Source organism: Salisediminibacterium beveridgei (assembly GCF_001721685.1).
Lineage (GTDB): Bacteria > Bacillota > Bacilli > Bacillales > Salisediminibacteriaceae > Salisediminibacterium > Salisediminibacterium beveridgei.
Genome location: NZ_CP012502.1, coordinates 1,763,619 through 1,782,285 on the forward strand (window position 1 = coordinate 1,763,619; position 18,667 = coordinate 1,782,285).

General features: G+C 42.7%; 17 protein-coding genes and 1 riboswitch. Of the genes, 8 read left to right on the top strand and 9 right to left on the bottom strand.

The window, feature by feature from the left end:
- Window positions 1-22 precede the first annotated feature (22 nt).
- From ectA to proB, 4 genes are all read right to left on the bottom strand, one after another.
- Window positions 23-529 (bottom strand): diaminobutyrate acetyltransferase, encoded by a 507-nt coding sequence (gene ectA, locus BBEV_RS08175; RefSeq protein WP_069365020.1) that lies wholly within the window; start codon window positions 527-529, stop codon window positions 23-25.
- A 304-nt stretch (window positions 530-833) separates the two neighbouring features.
- Window positions 834-2,684 carry a translational GTPase TypA gene (typA, locus tag BBEV_RS08180; protein ID WP_069365021.1) on the bottom strand — a complete coding sequence of 617 codons (1,851 nt, stop codon included), beginning with the start codon at window positions 2,682-2,684 and terminating at the stop codon, window positions 834-836.
- Window positions 2,685-2,792: 108 nt separating this feature from the next.
- Complete coding sequence (locus tag BBEV_RS08185; protein WP_069365022.1) at window positions 2,793-4,055, bottom strand: glutamate-5-semialdehyde dehydrogenase; 1,263 nt, start codon at window positions 4,053-4,055, stop codon at window positions 2,793-2,795.
- Window positions 4,033-5,241 carry a glutamate 5-kinase gene (gene proB / locus BBEV_RS08190; protein WP_084007302.1) on the bottom strand — a complete coding sequence of 403 codons (1,209 nt, stop codon included), beginning with the start codon at window positions 5,239-5,241 and terminating at the stop codon, window positions 4,033-4,035. Before proB ends, BBEV_RS08185 begins: the two co-directional genes overlap by 23 nt.
- A gap of 136 nt (window positions 5,242-5,377) precedes the next feature.
- Here proB and BBEV_RS08195 point away from each other — a divergent pair, with 136 nt between their 5' ends.
- Window positions 5,378-6,019 carry a hypothetical protein gene (locus tag BBEV_RS08195; protein ID WP_069365024.1) on the top strand — a complete coding sequence of 214 codons (642 nt, stop codon included), beginning with the start codon at window positions 5,378-5,380 and terminating at the stop codon, window positions 6,017-6,019.
- 28 nt (window positions 6,020-6,047) lie between these two features.
- On the opposite strand, the gene BBEV_RS08200 is transcribed toward BBEV_RS08195, so the two are convergent.
- Both BBEV_RS08200 and BBEV_RS08205 read right to left on the bottom strand, forming a co-directional pair.
- Entirely contained in the window at window positions 6,048-7,409 is a 1,362-nt protein-coding gene (locus tag BBEV_RS08200; RefSeq protein WP_069365025.1) for a PFL family protein, read from the bottom strand.
- Between the two features lie 18 nt (window positions 7,410-7,427).
- Window positions 7,428-7,703 carry an ACT domain-containing protein gene (locus BBEV_RS08205; protein ID WP_069365026.1) on the bottom strand — a complete coding sequence of 92 codons (276 nt, stop codon included), beginning with the start codon at window positions 7,701-7,703 and terminating at the stop codon, window positions 7,428-7,430.
- A gap of 168 nt (window positions 7,704-7,871) precedes the next feature.
- Window positions 7,872-7,953: riboswitch (glycine riboswitch) on the bottom strand.
- 177 nt (window positions 7,954-8,130) lie between these two features.
- On the opposite strand from BBEV_RS08205, the gene BBEV_RS08210 reads away from it, so the two are divergent.
- Entirely contained in the window at window positions 8,131-9,198 is a 1,068-nt protein-coding gene (locus BBEV_RS08210) for a serine hydrolase domain-containing protein (protein ID WP_069365027.1), read from the top strand.
- 23 nt (window positions 9,199-9,221) lie between these two features.
- Here BBEV_RS08210 and BBEV_RS08215 read toward each other — a convergent pair whose 3' ends face one another.
- Window positions 9,222-10,316: an acyltransferase family protein gene (locus BBEV_RS08215; protein ID WP_084007303.1), complete on the bottom strand. Its 1,095-nt coding sequence runs from the start codon at window positions 10,314-10,316 to the stop codon at window positions 9,222-9,224.
- Between the two features lie 153 nt (window positions 10,317-10,469).
- Between BBEV_RS08215 and BBEV_RS08220 the strand changes: the two genes are divergently transcribed.
- The 4 genes from BBEV_RS08220 (at window position 10,470) to BBEV_RS08235 (ending at window position 14,523) form a co-directional block, all read left to right on the top strand.
- Window positions 10,470-11,378 carry a DMT family transporter gene (locus tag BBEV_RS08220; protein ID WP_069365029.1) on the top strand — a complete coding sequence of 303 codons (909 nt, stop codon included), beginning with the start codon at window positions 10,470-10,472 and terminating at the stop codon, window positions 11,376-11,378.
- Window positions 11,379-11,541: 163 nt separating this feature from the next.
- Window positions 11,542-12,822: an ammonium transporter gene (locus tag BBEV_RS08225; RefSeq protein ID WP_069365030.1), complete on the top strand. Its 1,281-nt coding sequence runs from the start codon at window positions 11,542-11,544 to the stop codon at window positions 12,820-12,822.
- Between the two features lie 3 nt (window positions 12,823-12,825).
- Complete coding sequence (locus tag BBEV_RS08230; RefSeq protein ID WP_069365031.1) at window positions 12,826-13,818, top strand: DUF294 nucleotidyltransferase-like domain-containing protein; 993 nt, start codon at window positions 12,826-12,828, stop codon at window positions 13,816-13,818.
- Window positions 13,819-13,830: 12 nt separating this feature from the next.
- Window positions 13,831-14,523 (top strand): exonuclease domain-containing protein, encoded by a 693-nt coding sequence (locus BBEV_RS08235; protein ID WP_069366666.1) that lies wholly within the window; start codon window positions 13,831-13,833, stop codon window positions 14,521-14,523.
- 16 nt (window positions 14,524-14,539) lie between these two features.
- Here BBEV_RS08235 and BBEV_RS08240 read toward each other — a convergent pair whose 3' ends face one another.
- Both BBEV_RS08240 and BBEV_RS08245 read right to left on the bottom strand, forming a co-directional pair.
- Window positions 14,540-15,601 carry an iron-containing alcohol dehydrogenase family protein gene (locus tag BBEV_RS08240; protein ID WP_069365032.1) on the bottom strand — a complete coding sequence of 354 codons (1,062 nt, stop codon included), beginning with the start codon at window positions 15,599-15,601 and terminating at the stop codon, window positions 14,540-14,542.
- On the bottom strand, window positions 15,598-16,254 hold the full coding sequence (locus tag BBEV_RS08245) for an MtnX-like HAD-IB family phosphatase (RefSeq protein WP_069365033.1): 657 nt from the start codon (window positions 16,252-16,254) through the stop codon (window positions 15,598-15,600). Before BBEV_RS08245 ends, BBEV_RS08240 begins: the two co-directional genes overlap by 4 nt.
- A gap of 145 nt (window positions 16,255-16,399) precedes the next feature.
- Here BBEV_RS08245 and ilvA point away from each other — a divergent pair, with 145 nt between their 5' ends.
- Together ilvA and BBEV_RS08255 are read left to right on the top strand one after the other, a co-directional pair.
- On the top strand, window positions 16,400-17,668 hold the full coding sequence (ilvA, locus tag BBEV_RS08250; RefSeq protein WP_069365034.1) for a threonine ammonia-lyase IlvA: 1,269 nt from the start codon (window positions 16,400-16,402) through the stop codon (window positions 17,666-17,668).
- 81 nt (window positions 17,669-17,749) lie between these two features.
- Window positions 17,750-18,625, top strand: a complete 876-nt coding sequence (locus BBEV_RS08255; protein ID WP_069365035.1) for a CvfB family protein — start codon at window positions 17,750-17,752, stop codon at window positions 18,623-18,625.
- The last annotated feature ends 42 nt before the right edge of the window (window positions 18,626-18,667 follow it).

Genomic DNA, 18,667 nt, shown 5'->3' on the forward strand with positions numbered 1-18,667 from the left:
ATTAATGCTTTAAAGTTCTGTTTCAGTTGGAAAATGGTCCGATTCTGTACGTAAACTCCGCATCATGACCCTCGGGGAAAGCTTCCTCCGGGAACGTTTCAAATACTTCACATGAAGTGTCGCGTTTACGTGCAAGGCCTCTGAATAATTTCTGAGAGGCTTTGTTATCATCAGTTATAGTGGCTTCTAGATACTTCACATTTTCACAGGACGGACTTTCAAGTAATGCATCAAGCATTCTTGAAGCGATGCCTCGTCCACGTTGAGAAGCGTCCACACCAACTTGCCAGACAAATACTGTATCGGGTTTGTCCGGCTCGATAAACCCTGTAATGAATCCTACAAGTTCGTCATCTTCCTTAACAACAACGCAGGTATCGGAAAAGTACTTTGCCATCATCAAATATTTGTATGCAGAGTTAAGATCCAGGTTTGTCCTTTTGACCAACTCCCACATGCCTTTTCCATCATACTTTGTCGGGTGTTGGAAAATGAGTTCAACGTGTTTTGACGCTGTCTGGTTCACCATTATACGACCACCTTATTTTGATTTCTAACCCAACATCTTGTACCTGTCTAATAAGAGAGGCACTATTTGCTGATAGATAATATTACATAGTTAATGATAGTGATATTTTTGTGAATGATCAAACCGAGTCAGCAGGCATTGAAACTGATTTATCGTGTTTAATTCAACTGAAAGGAGGTGAGAGGGGAGATGCTTTTGAATTCCTCTCTTATTGTTGCAAATACACCGGATTTGGCGATAATCGATACAAAAAAAGGAAACCGATCCTGAAATCACCGGTTCCCCAAAAATTTGTACTGAAAATTTATTCAGATTGTTTTAATGCGAGTTTTTTTCTTTTTTCTTCTTTTTCACGCATGGATTTATTTAATACCTTTTTACGTAAACGAATGGATTGTGGAGTGATTTCACAGTATTCATCCTCATTTAAAAACTCTAAAGCTTCTTCTAGAGAGAGGATCTTCGGACGTTTCATTGTGACTGTGTGCTCTTTTGTTGCTGAACGGATGTTTGTCTGCTGCTTTGCTTTGGTCAGATTGATTGTTAAATCATTATCCCTGTTGTGTTCTCCTACGATCATACCTTCATAAATATCTGTCGTCGGTTCGACAAACAAAACACCACGATCTTCCACCTGAATCATCGCATATTGGGTTACCTTGCCGGTTTCCATGGAGACAAGTGCTCCTTGACGTCTTCCGCCTGTATAGCCCTCAGCAACTGCAGCATAACGATCAAAGCTGTGATTCATAATGCCGTAACCTTTTGTTTGAGCCATAAATTCTGTTGTATAGCCAATGAGACCTCTCGATGGAATCAAAAAGTCCATACGGACCTGACCATCCCCTTTATTAACCATGGTGAGGAGTTCTCCTTTTCGTTCACCAAGAGATTCCATAACAGTTCCTGTATATTCTTCAGGGACGTCAACTTGAGCCATTTCGTAGGGCTCGCATGATACTCCATCGACTTCACGAATAATAACTTCAGGTTTGGATACTTGTAATTCGAATCCTTCCCGACGTAAATTTTCGATCAGGATAGAAAGATGAAGCTCTCCACGACCGGAAACAGTCCAGATATCAGGGGACTCTGTATTCTCAACCCGCAGACTGACGTCCGTTTCGACTTGTTTGAGAAGTCGCTCTTCGATTTTACGACTTGTTACATGGGTACCTTCACGCCCTGCAAAAGGACTGTTATTCACAACGAAGGTCATTTGAAGCGTCGGTTCGTCGATTCGAACCGGTGTCATTTGATCCAGGTGATCCTGTGGACAAATCGTTTCACCGACCATGATATCATCAACCCCGGCAATGGCAATCAACTCTCCTGCAGACGCTTCTTCAATTTCAAGACGCTTGAGACCCAGAAAGCCAAACATTTTAGAAATACGGATATTCCTGTGGCTGCCGTCACGCTTTATGATAGCCACTGAGTCACCTCGTCTAACTTTTCCCCTGAAGACCCTTCCAACCCCGATTCTGCCGAGGTATTCATTGTAGTCAAGCATGGTTACCTGGAATTGCAATGGTTCATCATCGTTGGCAACTGGAGCTGGAACATGATCGATAATGGAGGTGAAAACAGGAATCATGGTTGGTGCTTGTTTGTCAAGATCAGGTTCATTACTTGATGTCCCGTTTAATGCAGAAGCATAGACAACCGGGAAGTCCAACTGATCTTCGTCCGCACCAAGGTCAATCAACAGATCAACCACTTCGTCAACAACTTCTTGAGGACGTGCGGCAGGACGATCAATTTTATTAACGACAACGACCGGTCTCAATTTTTGTTCCATCGCTTTTTTCAGCACAAAACGCGTTTGAGGCATACAGCCTTCGAAAGCATCGACAACAAGTAATACGCCGTCAACCATTTTCAAAATCCGTTCAACTTCTCCGCCGAAGTCAGCGTGACCCGGTGTGTCGAGAATGTTAATCCGAGTTCCTTCGTAATCCACAGCCGTATTTTTGGCCAGTATGGTGATACCTCGTTCTTTTTCGATATCATTGGAATCCATTGCCCGTTCAGCTACCTGTTCGTGGGCTTTGAATGTACCGGACTGCTTCAATAATTCATCAACCAGTGTGGTTTTCCCATGGTCAACGTGTGCAATAATTGCAATATTGCGAATGTTGTTTTTTACGCTCATTTAAAAATAGCTCCTCTGTTTCAGAATTGTTCAACCAGACTATTATAGCATAATTGGTGAGGTAGGTGAGAGATTACTTACTAATTTATGATAGACAATTAAAATGTTTCAAGCTTTGGTTTGTCCGCTGCCTTGAATCAATGCTTTTGTCGTAGTCAATGCAGGTAAGCCCATTGGTCCTCGCACATGCAACTTTTGAGTACTAATGCCGACTTCAGCACCATAACCGAATTCAAATCCGTCCGTGAAACGTGTAGAAGCGTTATGATAGAGAGCTGCAGCATCAACCATTGAGAAAAAGCGTTTCACATGATCAGAATCGTTACTGACAATACTTTCTGAGTGATTGGTTGAATAGTGTTCTATATGATCAATTGCTTCATTGATATCGGTAACAACCTTCATAGCAACATCCAGTGAAAGAAACTCTGACTTCCAATCTTCTTCCGTTGCAGTCAGGACCTTGTTTGAGCATTTTTTAACAGCAGGGTCCCCGTGAATAACAACATCTTTTGCCTGTAATGCTGTGATCAGATTCATTCCATGCTCTTCAAACCAATCAGCAGATACCAAAATAGTTTCACAAGCATTACAGACTGATGGGCGCTGCGTTTTGGCATCAACGGCAATATTAATTGCCATATCAGGATCTGCACTGCTGTCAATGAAGACGTGACAGTTACCGGCACCGGTTTCAATCACTGGCACAACGGCCTGATCGGTCACTTTACGAATAAGCTTTTCACTGCCTCTTGGAATCAGCACATCTATCAGTCCTCGTGCATGACATAAATCGTCCAAGGCAGTTCGGTCTTCATCTTCAATCAATTGTACCGCTTCTTTCGGGAAACCAGCATTGTGAAGGCCTTCTTGCATCGCGGAAACTAAAGCACGATTCGTGTGAATGGTAGAAGAACTTCCCCTGAGCAGAATCACATTGCCGGTCTTCAAAGCTAAAGCGGCAGTATCGACTGTGACATTCGGCCTTGCTTCATAAATGATTCCAAGAACGCCAAGTGGCACTGTCACATGCTTAATTATCAATCCATTTGGACGCTGGGATTGTTCCTTAATTAAATAGAGAGGGTCCGGCAATTGCACCAGGTCTTCAATCATTGTGATCAGACTATTTAAACGTTCCGGGGTTAACGTTAACCGGTCAAGATAAGCGTCTGTCACACCTTTTTCCCTGCTTACAGCAGCATCCTGATTGTTTGCTTCAAGAATTTTGTCGAAATAAACCTGGATTTGCTGCTTTATCATTGTCAGTGCCTGATGCCTTTTTTCTACAGAAGCAGTTGCGACAAATTTTGAAGCAATTTTGGCAATTTCAGCTTTTTGAAAAGTTTCAGATCGGTGTTGTGTAGTCATGTGCGGACATCCTTTCGCGATAAGATTCATTCATGGCAACCCAATCGTCCCGGTGAATCACCAGGGGAGAGGGAGTTGGGGGAGTGTGCAGAAAATCAGTCAGCATGTTTGCGTCACAACGGGTTCGGCCTTTTCCAATGATGGCACCATCTGGTGAACGAACGATTACGGTTGCATATTTTGTGAATCTGCCGGTGACCTGTTTCACACCTACAGCGAGCAAACTTTTTCCTTCTGTTAATAACGCTTCAGCTGCGCCTCTATCAATTATTAATTCACCACTCACAGTGGCATGAAATGCAATCCACTGTTTTTTTGTTTTCAATGGAACGGGTTGATCTGAAACAATATAAGTTCCAGGGCCGTCGCCATTAATGGTCATTTGAATCAGATTCGGCATATCAATCTCTAATTTTCCTATAAAAACAGTCGCACCCATAGTAGCTGCTTCTACAGCTGCGTGAATTTTCGCCTCCATACCCCCGGTGCCTTGTTTCGATCCACCACGCAAATCGAGATCAGGGTCAGTACCGAGTTCTCCAGTTGTCAAAGTTTGTATTCGTTTGGCATGCGGATCGATTTTGGGGTTTCGGTCATATATCCCGTCCACATCCGTAAAAAGCAGACAAAAATCAGCATGAACAAACCCTGTTACTAAAGAAGCAAGATGATCATTATCTCCAAAAGTTAATTCATCGATGGAGGTCGAGTCATTTTCATTAATAATTGGCAACACTTTTCTGCTGAGAAGTTCATTCATTGTATTTTGTAAATGTTGATAACTTGTCTCCTGAAGCATTTCCTGACGGGTTAAAAGAAGTTGAGCGGAAACGATCCCTTTTTTCATGAACGCTTCCTGGTAAGCGTTCATTAATATTGCCTGTCCTACGGATGCAGCAGCCTGTTTCGCTTTCGTTGTTACTGGGCGAACAGGGTAGCCCATTCGTTCATATCCCGCAGCTATTGCACCAGAAGACACAAGTACAACCTGATGTCCTGCTTGCATCGACGCACTGACAACTTCAACGATATGGTTCAGTTTTTCCTCCGAGAGAGCGCCAGTCGTGGAGGCAAGCGAACTGGTTCCTATTTTTATGACAAGTTTTGATTTATGTGTCATGGTCAGGCCATCTCCTTTATCAAACCATTCATTTCTTGTGGAGGGATTACTAAAAACCTTCGCCATGCCAAAGGCATCAGACGAAGGCCTTTATTTTTCTGTATTATCAGATAATTAGCAACTGATGTCAAGTATGGGCGAATGATTTCAATTTTAATTACTAACAAATTATGTTATTATTTTTGTGGAGGAGGAACGCTCAATGAATCAATGGCTTGGCAAAGTGGATATTGATGATATCCATAAATTCATGATTATAACCAGTATTATATTTTTGGTATCGGCATTATTTTTTCCATTTGTTTTTATATTTATTGTTCAGGATATCTTATTCCATTCGAGAGATCATTGGTATTTCGGAACACCAGTTACTGCTTATCTTTTAGCAGGGGCCGGAATGTTAACATTTCCCGCTGTTGCGATCATTTATTCCTTGTTCAGAATGATACGCTCCCGGATGGTTCAGAAGTCAGGAATTATCAGCCTGGTTCTTCTTGTGATGATTGGAGCCGGGATTCCATTTTACATTCTTGGGGTCAATTCCTACTTTATCTTTGATGATCAAGGTGTACATAAGAACGAAGCAACTACTACACAAATAACCAGTTTTAAATGGGAAGAAGTTCAATATTTCATTCCGGAAATAGATGGAGAGGCCGGTACTGCAAGTTACGCTGCATTTCATTTTGTTAATCAGGAAGAAAAGCTAATTTCAATTCCTTATAGCACTGATTTTTCCCATTTACGCTCACTAATCATTGAGGAAATTGAAAACTACGGGGGAGAAGTGCACGAACGGATGACGACAGAAGAGTGGAATAACTGGAAAGAAACCCGGCTTTGATCTTTTTGATCACCGGGTTTCTCTTTTTTCAATTGATAAGTGACTGTAACGGCGCTGGAATTCTGCCACCTCGCTGGATCAATCTCTCAGATCCAAACGGGTTCACACCGATGACCGGTGCACGACCCAGTAGCCCTCCGAACTCAACCATATCCCCTTCAACTTTTCCAGGTACTGGTATCACTCGGACCGCAGTTGTTTTTTTATTAATCATGCCGATAGCCATCTCATCTGCGATTAAACCTGAAAGTGTTTCAGGGGAAACGTTCCCGGTAAGTGCAATCATATCAAGACCAACTGAACAGACGCACGTCATCGCTTCGAGTTTATCCAAAGACAATGAACCATCTTCCAATCCCCGAATCATACCGTTATCTTCACTGACAGGGATAAAAGCACCACTTAAGCCGCCGACATATGAGCTTGCCATTGCACCGCCCTTTTTAACAGCATCATTCATCAGAGCCAAGGCAGCAATCGTGCCATGAGTTCCCACGGATTCAAGTCCGATTTCTTCCAGTATTTCTGCTACACTGTCATTTAATGCATTGGTAGGGGCGAGGGAGAGATCCATAATGCCAAATGGTAAATCAAGCCGCTCGGCGACAACTCTTCCGAGAAGTTCACCGGCACGGGTGATTTTAAACACTGTCCGTTTAATAATCTCGGAAACTTCACCGAGATCGGCCTCTGGATGACGTTTCAATGCGTTCAATACGACCCCCGGGCCGCTGACCCCGACATTGATAACCGCTTCGCCTTCTCCGGCACCATGAAAAGCTCCGGCCATAAATGGATTGTCCTCAACCGGATTGCAGAAGACCACCAGTTTGGCACATGCAATCCCATTGGCTTCCGCCGTTAATTCAGATGCTTCTTTTATAACTTCACCCATTTTCTTGACTGCGTCCATATTAATTCCTGTTGCCGTTGTGGCTACTGATACTGACCCGCATACTCGACTGGTTTCACTCAGTGCCCTTGCCAAACTGTCCAACAGGACCTGATCACCTTTAGTGACGCCTTTATGCACCAGAGCTGAATAGCCGCCAAGAAAATCAACACCAAGATCTGCAGCTGCCTGATCAAGTGTTTTTGCCAGTTGAACTGCTTCTTCGACAGTTGCCTGACCGAGCAGTTCTGCCGCTGGAGTGATGGATATTCTTTTATTGATGATGGGAACTCCATATTCTTTGGACACCTGTTCCGCTGTTGTCCGTAATTCTTTCGCATACGACGTGATTTTGTTATAGACTTTTTGATTCATTGCCTGACTGTCCGCATCGATACAATCTCTCAAACTGATGCCCATGGTCACCGTACGGATATCCAGACTTTCCATTTGAACCATTCGGATCGTTTCTTGTATTTCATTCATTGCAATGCTCATTGCATGTTCCCTCCAGTATTATATACGGTGCATGGCTTGGAAGATGTCTTCCTGTTGCATGTGAATTTGAAGCTTCATTTCTTCTGATACCTTGTCAAGGTCAGCTTGTAATTGTTCCAGATCGGCTGCTTCTTGAAGATCCACGATCATCATCATCGTAAAGAAATCCTGCAAAATCGTCTGACTGATATCAAGGACATTCAGATGATTATTGGCCAAAATGGTCGTAACTTTTGCAATAATTCCGACCTGGTCCTTTCCGACAACACTGATCACTGCTCGTTTTTGTTCCATTATAATCCCTGCTTTCTTCGTTAAATAAATGCAATACCATAAGATAAACCGGTTTTAACCAATGCCTGACTCTTCGGTGAAGAAAATCTTTCCGAGAGGATTAAAAAAAGATTGGATCAGGTCCAATCTCACAGATTCCGGTCATAAGAAGACAATTTCCCAATGTCCGAAGCTGCTCCTGTCCTGCTGCCTGAGATAATGAATCCTTCGGCGCCTCCGATAAAAGGGCGGTCTCTCCAGAAGTGTCTCCACAGATAGTTTGATCCATCTGCTTCTTCGACGATATGTTAGGTTAAAGTGATCCTATCAGTTTTTTCAGATTACGTCAATTGCTTGCGAGGTTTTTCACAACCTTGAGAAAGGAATAACTTCCTGGACTTATTCGTGATATAGTAATTACATAAAAACGAAACTAAGGATGGTATCCATGCTTGACCGACTGCCGATGATCCTGAGCGCCGTGTTAATCTTGTTGACGTTAACATTCATCGTAGCTTACGTATCTATTGACGAAGAAACAGAGACGACATGGGAACATCATGAAAGTGTAGAAGCAGCAGGCTGGAATCCTGATCAATTGATCCAGGCCAGAAATTATTATGAATCCATCAATTCGACTGCACTCATGGTCATCTATCAGGGGAAGATTTTGCTCTCTTGGGGTGATGTAACGTCAAACACCAATGCCCACTCCATCCGCAAGAGTTTTTTAAGTGCTTTATACGGTATTGAAATAGAACAAGGTACCTTTTCACTTGATGATTCACTGCGTGATTTCGAGATTGAAGAAGAACCACCGTTGAGCGGCCTGGAAATGAGGGCGCAACTTGAACACTTGATGAGCTCTACTTCGGGCGTTTACTTGCCAGCGGGGGAAGAATCCTGGAACATGCGACAAGCGAGGCCAGCGAGAGGAACCCGGATACCGGGATCGTATTATTATTACAATAACTGGGACTTCAATGTGTTAGGGACGATTTATAATCAGGAAACAAACCGTGATCTATTTGAAGATTTCACGGAACGAATTGCTGAACCCCTTGGAATGGAAGATTTCAATCTCGGGAATACGCAATATAAGTTTGAGAATCGAAGATCACTGCATCCTTCCTATTTGTTTAGAATGTCAGCAAGAGACTTTGCACGCTTTGGTCAGCTTTATCTTCAAAAGGGTGTATGGGATAATGAACAGATTGTGCCGGAAGATTGGGTGGAGCTCAGTACACAACCTCATGCCGAAGTGACATCAAATAATATTTTTGATTACGGCTATCTTTGGTGGTCGGCAATTGGAGGGATCTATGAAGAACTCGGTATGTTTTCAGCCGTTGGCCGGTATGGTCAATCCATTGAAGTCATTCCTGAGATGGACTTGGTTTTTGTCCATCGGGTTGATTCTAATCATCATTCTTTTTCCATGGCCAGGGACAGTGTGAACGATTTACAACGGTTGCAGCTTTTACAGCTCATTCTGGATGGTAAAAAGTCTGAATAAAAAACCACCAACGCTTCGTGATTTTACGAGGCTGCTGGTGGTGTTTTTTCCGGTTTCTTGAATGGTATACCCATCTTTCCAATAAACAAATAGCCATATTGCCATTTTGACAGCAGGTTCACAGTCAGAATAGACATACTTAAGCTGAAAAAGAAAAGAACAAGAAAATAAAGCCCATTGAAAGACAATGGTATCCAGTTAACATATAAATAATCAAATATAAAAATATACGCATAATGCCAAAGGTAGATCCCGAAAGAATATCTGCTGATAAATACAAAGAGCGGTGGGGGATATTTCAGCTGATGCACAATATAAAATAGCAACAGACTGACTGCGGTTGTTTGAAAAATGATATCGATTCGTTTAGATGAATTATCTGTAAGCCATCCAAGATGAAAGCTCATCAGCATCAAAAATGTCGTTACTATAGGCAGTACAAGAATGACCTTGCGGTTACGTCTCAGAAAATCAATGAATTCCTCATAATAAGTGCCCGCATAAAATCCGATCATAAAATAAAAAATCCATCCGAACATGGGAATCCAAAAGAATCTTTCCCAAATGTAAATGATAATGGCACTATCTGATGGGGGGGAAACCAGGTTGAAAAAAGCTACATATATAAAATTAATCATGAATGAAACAGCGATAACATTAACCGGGTTCAGGTTTTTCAATTTTTCACTGAAAAAATAGTGGAATAAATAAAATTGAAAGATAATCAGAATAAAATAGCCATGATAATCACCAGCAAACACATTCATGAGTGCTTTTGCTGACCATGTATCAATCCCGAGATGAAAAAACGGCATGGCATAAATCAATGCCATTGTGATGTAAGGAATTAATATGAATTTAAGCCGTTTTGAAAAAAAAGATTCCGGAATCGGCTTTTTTCGATAGGAGTAGGCAATCACGAATTCTGAAATAAAAACGAACATCGGTGTACCGTAGTTCAATAACAGTTGAGCGGAAACGAGGATATCGCTGTAAAATGAACTGACATTGACTGAATCTGACTGAAGTGCGATAAAGATACTGTGAAGCATGACGATACTCAGGCAACCGATACTCCGCAATACAAAAATCTCTTTTACTAAACCATCACTCCGCACAATCGTCACCCCCCAATTTGCCCACAGTCAACTATTTTATCACTGATGGGAACTTCGGTGCAGCATCTTCCTTAGAAAAAATGTGTAAAAGTATGATAGCATGTATATTTTACGACTAGCGAAGAAATCGCTCGATGAAAGCAGGGAATCAATATGTCTAAATTTACTACATACTTAATGTTAGTCACCGTAATGATTTTCTGGGGGATGAATGTTGTTGCAATTAAGTTCCTGGTGGATGCTTTCTCACCAGTTATGATGCAAGGATTGCGAATTGGATCTGCAGGAATCCTGATTCTCATTTTGCTTTGGTTTTTCAATGATCTAAAACCTGTTACAATTAAACAATGGCTTTATATAACTGCAGGTGCTCTCTTCGGTCAGGTGCTACATCATGGCATGATTGGGTATGGACTCCAGTTTACAACAGCTTCAAATGGCTCTTTGATTTTAGGGCTGATTCCAATCACAACGGCTATTTTTTCTGCATTGTTTTTAAAAGAACCTTTATCGAAATTACAATTCAGCGGTGTGATTGTTGCTTTTGCAGGGGTCTTTTTTGTTGTTGTGGAACCCAACCCGAATCATTGGCTGGTTTCCACAGGTGATTTGTTTATTTTCACAGGTATGATGGTACAGGCCTTTTCTTTTATCATTATCCGAAAAGCAACGATAACAATGAACCCGAGACAAATGACTGTCATTATGTTGTTGATCGGCGCAGCATTTCTGACCGTGTTCGGTTTTACTGTTGAAGATCCGAATATACCTCCAGTCATAGGAAATAGTTGGATTTGGATTGTGTTTTTTTCGTCTGCAATTCTTGCCACAGGTCTTGGGCACATTATGTATAATGCAGCGATTCAGCGAATTGGAGCAGGACAGACAGCCGTTTTTAATAATCTCGTTCCACTTTTTGCAATGACTGGTGCTTATTTTTTACTGGGTGAACCCATTCACCTGCGACACATTGTCGGATTTATTTTCATTGTATCCGGTGTTTTTCTTGGTACAGGTTATATTGAACAAAGAATCAATGCACGTACCAGAGCCTCATCATGACTGTGATGAGGCCTTTTTTATGTTCGTATTGTGTAAACGCTTACCATAATTACCCTGTCAAAAAACCTGACAAAATTGATGATTCTGAAAATTATGACGGTATACTTTGACTTAAGTTCAGCGTAACAAAAGCTGACACAAAATTTTAAGAGGAGTGAGTCAAATGGATGAAATGTTTTTATTGAACAACGTCTTTATCATTGTTGCTTTTACCCTGGTGTTGTTAATGCAGGGAGGATTCATTCTTCTTGAAGCAGGTTCAACGCGAATGAAGAACGCAGGACACATTGCAGGGAAAACGATTTTCTCTGTAGGAATTGCGTCACTGGTATTCTGGGCAGTCGGTTACGGATTTATTTATGGTGAAGGGAATTTATTTATCGGTTTTTCGGACTTTTTCTACGGTGACTTCACTACAGAAGTAGATGGCCTCGCTGGCTCGGTTGACTTTTTGTTCCAGTTGGCCTTTGCAGCCATTGCTTTGACCATTGCTTTCGGTGGTTTTGCTGAACGTGCGAAGCTGTCAGCTTACATCGTATTCGCTGTATTGTTCTCCGCAGCAGTCTATCCGGTGGTTGCACACTGGATCTGGGGCGACGGCTGGTTGGCTGGCCTTGGCAAGCAGGATTTTGCGGGTTCAACAGTTGTTCACTTAACCGGTGCGATGGCGGCGCTGGCCGCAACAATCGTTTTGAAACCGCGTATTGGTAAATTCAATAAAGACGGTTCCGCGAACGACGTACCAGGTCACAACCAGGTATATACTGCATTAGGTGTTCTCCTGCTGTGGGTTGGTTGGTTCGGCTTTAACGGTGGTAGTACACTTGGTGTTGATGGTGCTTTCTTCGGTTATGTTGCACTGACTACACAGTTGGCTGCTGCGGCAGGTGCATTGGCCGCTATGGGTACAGTCATGATCCTTCGTGGTAAAGCAGATGTTCCAACTATGCTGAACGGTGCACTTGCAGGTCTTGTTGCCATTACTGCATCAACGGCATTTGTCGCTACATGGGCAGCAGTTGTCATCGGGATCATCGGTGGTATTCTTGTCTATCTTGCCATGGTATTCTTTGATAAAATGGGCATAGATGATCCAATCTTTGCACTTTCTGTTCACGGTGTTGCCGGCATTTGGGGAACACTTTCAACAGGATTCTTTGCAACGCCGGCACTCGCGGAAATGAACGGTGGTCTTCCGGGATTGTTTTACGGCGGTGGATTCGCTCAGCTGGGTGTTCAGTTCACAGGTGTTGCTGTATCCGGTCTATATGCATTCGTTGTAGCATATATTATCCTGAAGGTAATGGATAAGACAATGGGCGGTATCCGCGTCTCTGAAGAAGAAGAGCTTATGGGTCTTGATATCAGTGAACACGGTAGCTACGGTTACCCAGAAAACGTAGAACAAATGGAATCCAAAAACAATAAACAGGCAGGTGCATAATTTATGGACATGGGAACAGCGTCAAACCCTACGTTTCATTCTTTTGAATCGATTCGTGACTGGTTTCATCCGTTGATCGAATCGGACAATATCAGTCTATCTGATTTGCATGGTTCCCATGAACAGTGTCTTCAATCTGTTTTGAGTTTGGCACAAAGAGATCAAAAGCGGGCGCGGGGCGAGGCCCCCGCTCCTTTTGTGTTTTTTGTGATGGGCAGTGCCGGAAGAATGGAGCAGGCACGTTTCAGCGATCAGGACCACGGCATATTCTTTGAAGGGCAAGAGGGTAATCAGACTTATTTCCTTGAATTAGGGGAGAGGATTGCAGAAGGATTGGCCATTTGCGGCTATCCTTTGTGTGAAGGGAAAATTATGGCCAGTGAAGAACGCTGGTGCAAAAATGAGCAGGGGTGGGAAAAGCAGCTTCAGGACTGGATCGAGGAAGACACCTGGGAATCCATGCGTTACCTCACCATTTTCCTCGACAGTCGTGTGATCTCAGGTGATCCTGATTTCTTTTTATCTTTCAAAAAACAACTGATGGAAGATACCATGTCAAATAACCCTCGCGTTGTAAAACGACTCGCCGACAATGTCGGGCATCGAAAAAAAGGCAAAGGCGTCCTGGGCCAGTTTTTCACAGAGCAGAAAGGAGAATATAAAGGGTTACTCGATTTTAGAGAGACCGTTTTATTCCCGTATGTACATGCTGCAAGAATCCTTGCCTTTTCCTACGCTATTACGGATGCATCGACAATCAATCGGTTTATTGCCTTGCAAAATCATCTCGAACAAACAGAAAAAATCAAAGAAAGTTTTCATTCAGCATTACAGTTTCGGTTGAAGCACCACCAGGGAAGCACACGCAACTCAACACATTATCTTGATCCTGCTTTATGGAGTACTGAAGAGAAAAAACAAGTAAGATACTGGATGAAAACAGGCAAGCAGACCCTTGATGATGCCATTCGCCACGCGGAATATAAGGGGGGATAAACGGTGAATCCAATGACACAACTGATCCGGCAATTATCCGGTATCATTCAAAATAACGGCGAAGCTGATGCAGCGGCTGCCGCATTTATTAAGGAAGCCGAAAAAGCCGCCAAAGAGCGAAGTGATTTGAATACGCCTTTGACGGAACTTTCCTGTACTGTATTTGATTTGGAAACGACCGGATTCTATCCGTACAAACAGGATCGCATCCTCTCCATCGGTGCAGTCAAAGTATCCGATGGAGAAGTTGTCGATCAAACATTTTACAGTTGTGTTTATTATGATAAACCGATATCGCCAGAAATTCAGACACTGACAGGATTGACAGAACAGGATGTCATTAACGCCCCGGCAGAAGCAGATGTATTGACAGATTTTTTTCGATTTATCGGAAATGACATTCTCGTGGCGCATCATGCCGCTCATGAGAAAGGGTTCATGCAGGACGCCATGTGGCGAAGTTTTCGTGCAACGTTTCAACGCAGACTCCTCGATACGGTTTTTTTAACTCGGCTATACGAACCATTGAAACAAACGGTGAACCTCGAAGACTGCTGTAAACATTTCAACATCTCCACTGACGGACGGCACAATGCCCTTTCTGATGCAAGAATGACAGGTGAACTGTGGATTCAAACCTCCGAAGCACTATCAAAAAGCGGAATTCATACATTAAAGGATGTATACCGTCTGTTAGCCAGGTGATTGATCAAGACTTTCTTTAATCGGTGCCAAAATGTGCCTTGAATACGTCGTGTTCTCTCAGAATGCTGATAGCTCGTTGGCGGTGTTTTTCTTCGTGTAGATATGTTTTACGTTTCGGTTTCACATCAGGAGCCAAAATGATTGCCCTTTCCCATTCATCTCGATTCAGGGTAAGGGTTTTCGTGTAGTCAAAAAACCCTGTTCTTGTGAACACTTTATGTAATCGTTCATGACGATGATCATGAACCAGCGCCATTAAATAAGAGGCGAGACCGACCTGGATGCCGTGCATTAGCGGTTTTTCCGTAATTTGATCCAAAGCATGGGAAATCATATGTTCAGCGCCACTGATCGGCGAGCTGTTGCCGCTGATCATTGTGGAAATACCTCCCATCGCCATGGAACTGATCAGTTCTTTTATAAATACATCGTTTTGAATATCCTCCATCGGTGTTCTGACAAAGCTGTTTACACCCTTCTTACTGAGCATCGCCGCGAAAGCATGGACATTGTCAATTCCTTTAGACTCCTCATAATACCAATCATGCATGGCGGTAATGTTCGACATCAGATCCCCGGTTCCTGCAAGGATCATTTCCTTCGGAGCGTGACGGATAATATCGAGGTCAGCAATCACTCCAAAAGGAATCATTGCAGGAACTGTCGTTTTTTTACCATCCACAAACAAAGAACAGTTACTTGAAGCAAATCCATCATTAGACGGTGAAGTGGGAATACTGACAAAAGGAACGCGTCGACTGAAAGCCATATATTTGCCAGCATCGATAACAGCTCCTCCGCCTGCTGCAGCCAGACAATCAAAGCGATTGAGCTCAAATGCTTTACTGATCAACTGGTGAATATCTTCATCACCATGGATTCTGACAGTTGTCAATTCCGCTTGTTTTGAGAATCCTTCAAGTAAATCTTCTTTAACCACGTCTTCAGCAAACGAGTCAAATATAATCCCGATTTTCAAAAAACCGTGCTTATGACAATGACCAGAAAAAGATTTTCTTACCCCGCTTCCGATATCCAGAATATCAGGAATGGGGATGCTCATACCTGACTGATTCATATTTTACCAGGCCACCCTTCTTGAGACTGGACGTTCATGATCTCTTTAAATGAATTAACTTCCGTAAACGGTGTGCCCTGACTGGACAAAATATCTACCAATCCATCTTTGGCATACATCCGGTCCGCTTCCTTAGCAGGGTGAGCGTCTGGTTCACTGTCACCGTAATAAAACAAATAGTCGTACGTATTTTTCAAGTCCTTCATCACAGCTTGTTTGTCAATACCATAACGCTTTGAATAGAACGGGTTATGTGGGTCAACGGCTAAATGAATGTTGCCATCCTGATAAAAACCGCGGTTTGAATAGACAGGAACATTCGGTAAGCTGTGCATTCGTAAGAGTTCGCGAATGTAATAGTCCGTCCCGGCACTGAGAATGATAAAGTCTCCACCATTTGCGTGGACTTCGTCGATGAACGGTTTAACAGATTCATCAAGTGGAATTTCTTTGATCATTTCGAGAATTTTATCTTCTTCTTCATTAATTGAACTGAAAATCTTTGTCAGAAATTCTATATCCAAAAAGTCACCTTTCTTCCATTTGTAATACAGTGACTCTCCTTCTGGATAATATTGATGAATCACAAGCCAGTAAAAGTCCTCCTTGGAAATCGTTCCATCAAAGTCTGATACAAAAGCCCAACTTGTCATAAACAATCACTCTCCCTGCGAAATTAACATGACACTTAACAGTTTAGCACATTCCTGTGTTGAATTTTCAACTTATATCTTTCCAAATAGACCGTGGGTATGATAAGATTAATTTCAAAATTCAGAAACTATGCAGGAAAGGAACATGACGATGAGCAAAACAATGATTGACACATTACCAGTGAGGGACATCCTGATCGCTCACCAGAATTTAAAAGACGTAGTCGTCAATACTCCTCTCCAACGCGATCAAATTCTCTCAGAGCGTTATGAAGCGAACGTCTACCTGAAAAGGGAAGATCTTCAGATTGTCCGCTCGTTTAAATTGCGCGGAGCTTATCATTTTATGATGACGTTATCAGACGAAGAACTTCAGCAAGGTGTCGTTTGTGCCAGTGCAGGTAATCATGCCCAGGGCGTTGCCTACGCCTGTAAAGCATTGGGTGTAAGAGGCAAGATTTTTATGCCTACGACGACGCCGCGTCAAAAAGTTTCCCGCGTGGAATTCTTTGGTGAGCATTTTGTTGAAGTGATCCTTCACGGCGATACATTCGACGATGCATTCGCAGCATCCATGAAAGTATGTACGGAAGAGAAAATGACATTTATGCATCCATTTGACGATGTCAGAACGATTGCCGGTCAAGGAACGGTTGGTATGGAGATCCTCGAAGGCATGGATGAACCCGTATCACATGTGTTTATGAGTGTAGGCGGTGGTGGCCTGATTTCAGGTGTCGGCTCCTACATCAAAAACATCAGCCCTCATACGAAACTGATTGGGGTTGAACCAGCTGGCGCACCCAGCATGACAGCTGCGATTGAAGCTGGAGAAGTGCAGACACTCGAAGAAATTAATAAATTCGTAGACGGTGCATCTGTAAAATCCGTTGGTAAAACGACTTTCCAGATTGCCCGCAGACTAATCGATGATATGGTTTTAGTAGACGAGGGGGAAGTGTGTTCAACCATTCTGAGCCTTTATAACGAACAGGCGATTGTTGCAGAGCCTGCGGGTGCACTCTCTGTGTCTGCATTAGAGCATATGCGCGATGAAATCAAAGGTCAAACTGTCGTATGCATTGTGAGCGGCGGAAACAACGATATCGACCGCATGCAGGAAATCAAGGAACGCTCAATGATTTATGACGGCTATAAACATTATTTTATTGTGAATTTCCCGCAACGGGCAGGTGCACTGAGACAGTTCATGGCGCACGTTCTCGGTGAAAATGATGATATCACCCGGTTTGAGTATACAAAGAAAAACGATCGTGATAAGGGACCTGTGCTGGTCGGTATTGAACTGAAATATAAGGAAGACTATCACCCACTGGTCCACAGAATGGAGAAACACGGTTTTGATTTTCTGGAAATCAATCAGGATCAGAAATTATTCAATCTGCTTATTTAAGGGAGCATATATTGCGCCCTTTTTCTTTTGTCTTAAAAAGGTGTATAATAATCGGATCAGATAAAAAAGGAGATACACACTATGCGTGAAAAAAAAGCCATACTCCCGGGAATTATTACAGTTTGCCACGTGGAACGAGGGATTGAAACAGGATACGTCTTACGGAAAGACGGAATAAAAATTCTGATCTATAAAGATGAATTGAACGGTGTAGTCAGAAAAGGTGAAGACATTACCGTTTTTCTGTATGAGAATAAAGCGGGTGATATAGAAGCAACGATGAACTTACCGGAGATCAGCCTGAATTCTTTCGGGTGGGGAGAAGTGACCCACGTTCATCCAAGAGCCGGCGTATTCGTCCATATTGGGACAAAAAAAGATGTACTTGTATCAAAAGATGATCTTCCTGAGAATCGCAGTGAATGGCCACAGGCTAAAGACAAACTGTATGTCATTCTTTCTCATGACCGCCATGAGCGATTGATTGCAAAACCTGTGCGGGAAGAGACTGTTCGTAATGAGCTTGAAACAGCAAATGATTCGATGACACATCAGACCATCGAAGGCCACGTCTACCGCATCATTGATGAAGGGACGTTGTTTGTTTCTGAAGAGGGTTACAGAGGTTTTATTCATCACACCATGTCACGAAAAGCACTTCGACTCGGTCAGTTCATCAGTGGCAAAGTGATTGACGTCAGAGAAGACGGTACCTTGAACGTGTCCATTTTACCAGCAATGACTGAAAGACAGATGGAGGACGCCGATATTATTCTGACATATTTGCATGAACGTAATGGGAAAATGCCCCTAACGGATAAAACCCCTCCAGATCTGATTCAGGAAACTTTGGGCTTAAGTAAGGCAGCCTTTAAGCGAGCGATGGGGAAACTGCTCAAGGAAAAACGGGTCAAACAAGAAGATGGCTTCACCTTTCTTCTCGACGAAAAACAGTAAGGCTTTTTCAACATTGATCTATAAATGCGCAAGCGCATCTGA

Bases quoted from the DNA above. Each gene is read 5' to 3' on its own strand.
- ectA (WP_069365020.1), bottom strand. From the start codon at position 529: ATGGTGAACCAGACAGCGTCAAAACACGTTGAACTCATTTTCCAACAC.
- typA (WP_069365021.1), bottom strand. From the start codon at position 2,684: ATGAGCGTAAAAAACAACATTCGCAATATTGCAATTATTGCACACGTT.
- BBEV_RS08185 (WP_069365022.1), bottom strand. From the start codon at position 4,055: ATGACTACACAACACCGATCTGAAACTTTTCAAAAAGCTGAAATTGCC.
- proB (WP_084007302.1), bottom strand. From the start codon at position 5,241: ATGGCGAAGGTTTTTAGTAATCCCTCCACAAGAAATGAATGGTTTGAT.
- BBEV_RS08195 (WP_069365024.1), top strand. From the start codon at position 5,378: ATGAATCAATGGCTTGGCAAAGTGGATATTGATGATATCCATAAATTC.
- BBEV_RS08200 (WP_069365025.1), bottom strand. From the start codon at position 7,409: ATGAGCATTGCAATGAATGAAATACAAGAAACGATCCGAATGGTTCAA.
- BBEV_RS08205 (WP_069365026.1), bottom strand. From the start codon at position 7,703: ATGGAACAAAAACGAGCAGTGATCAGTGTTGTCGGAAAGGACCAGGTC.
- BBEV_RS08210 (WP_069365027.1), top strand. From the start codon at position 8,131: ATGCTTGACCGACTGCCGATGATCCTGAGCGCCGTGTTAATCTTGTTG.
- BBEV_RS08220 (WP_069365029.1), top strand. From the start codon at position 10,470: ATGTCTAAATTTACTACATACTTAATGTTAGTCACCGTAATGATTTTC.
- BBEV_RS08225 (WP_069365030.1), top strand. From the start codon at position 11,542: ATGGATGAAATGTTTTTATTGAACAACGTCTTTATCATTGTTGCTTTT.
- BBEV_RS08230 (WP_069365031.1), top strand. From the start codon at position 12,826: ATGGACATGGGAACAGCGTCAAACCCTACGTTTCATTCTTTTGAATCG.
- BBEV_RS08235 (WP_069366666.1), top strand. From the start codon at position 13,831: ATGACACAACTGATCCGGCAATTATCCGGTATCATTCAAAATAACGGC.
- BBEV_RS08240 (WP_069365032.1), bottom strand. From the start codon at position 15,601: ATGAATCAGTCAGGTATGAGCATCCCCATTCCTGATATTCTGGATATC.
- BBEV_RS08245 (WP_069365033.1), bottom strand. From the start codon at position 16,254: ATGACAAGTTGGGCTTTTGTATCAGACTTTGATGGAACGATTTCCAAG.
- ilvA (WP_069365034.1), top strand. From the start codon at position 16,400: ATGACGATGAGCAAAACAATGATTGACACATTACCAGTGAGGGACATC.
- BBEV_RS08255 (WP_069365035.1), top strand. From the start codon at position 17,750: ATGCGTGAAAAAAAAGCCATACTCCCGGGAATTATTACAGTTTGCCAC.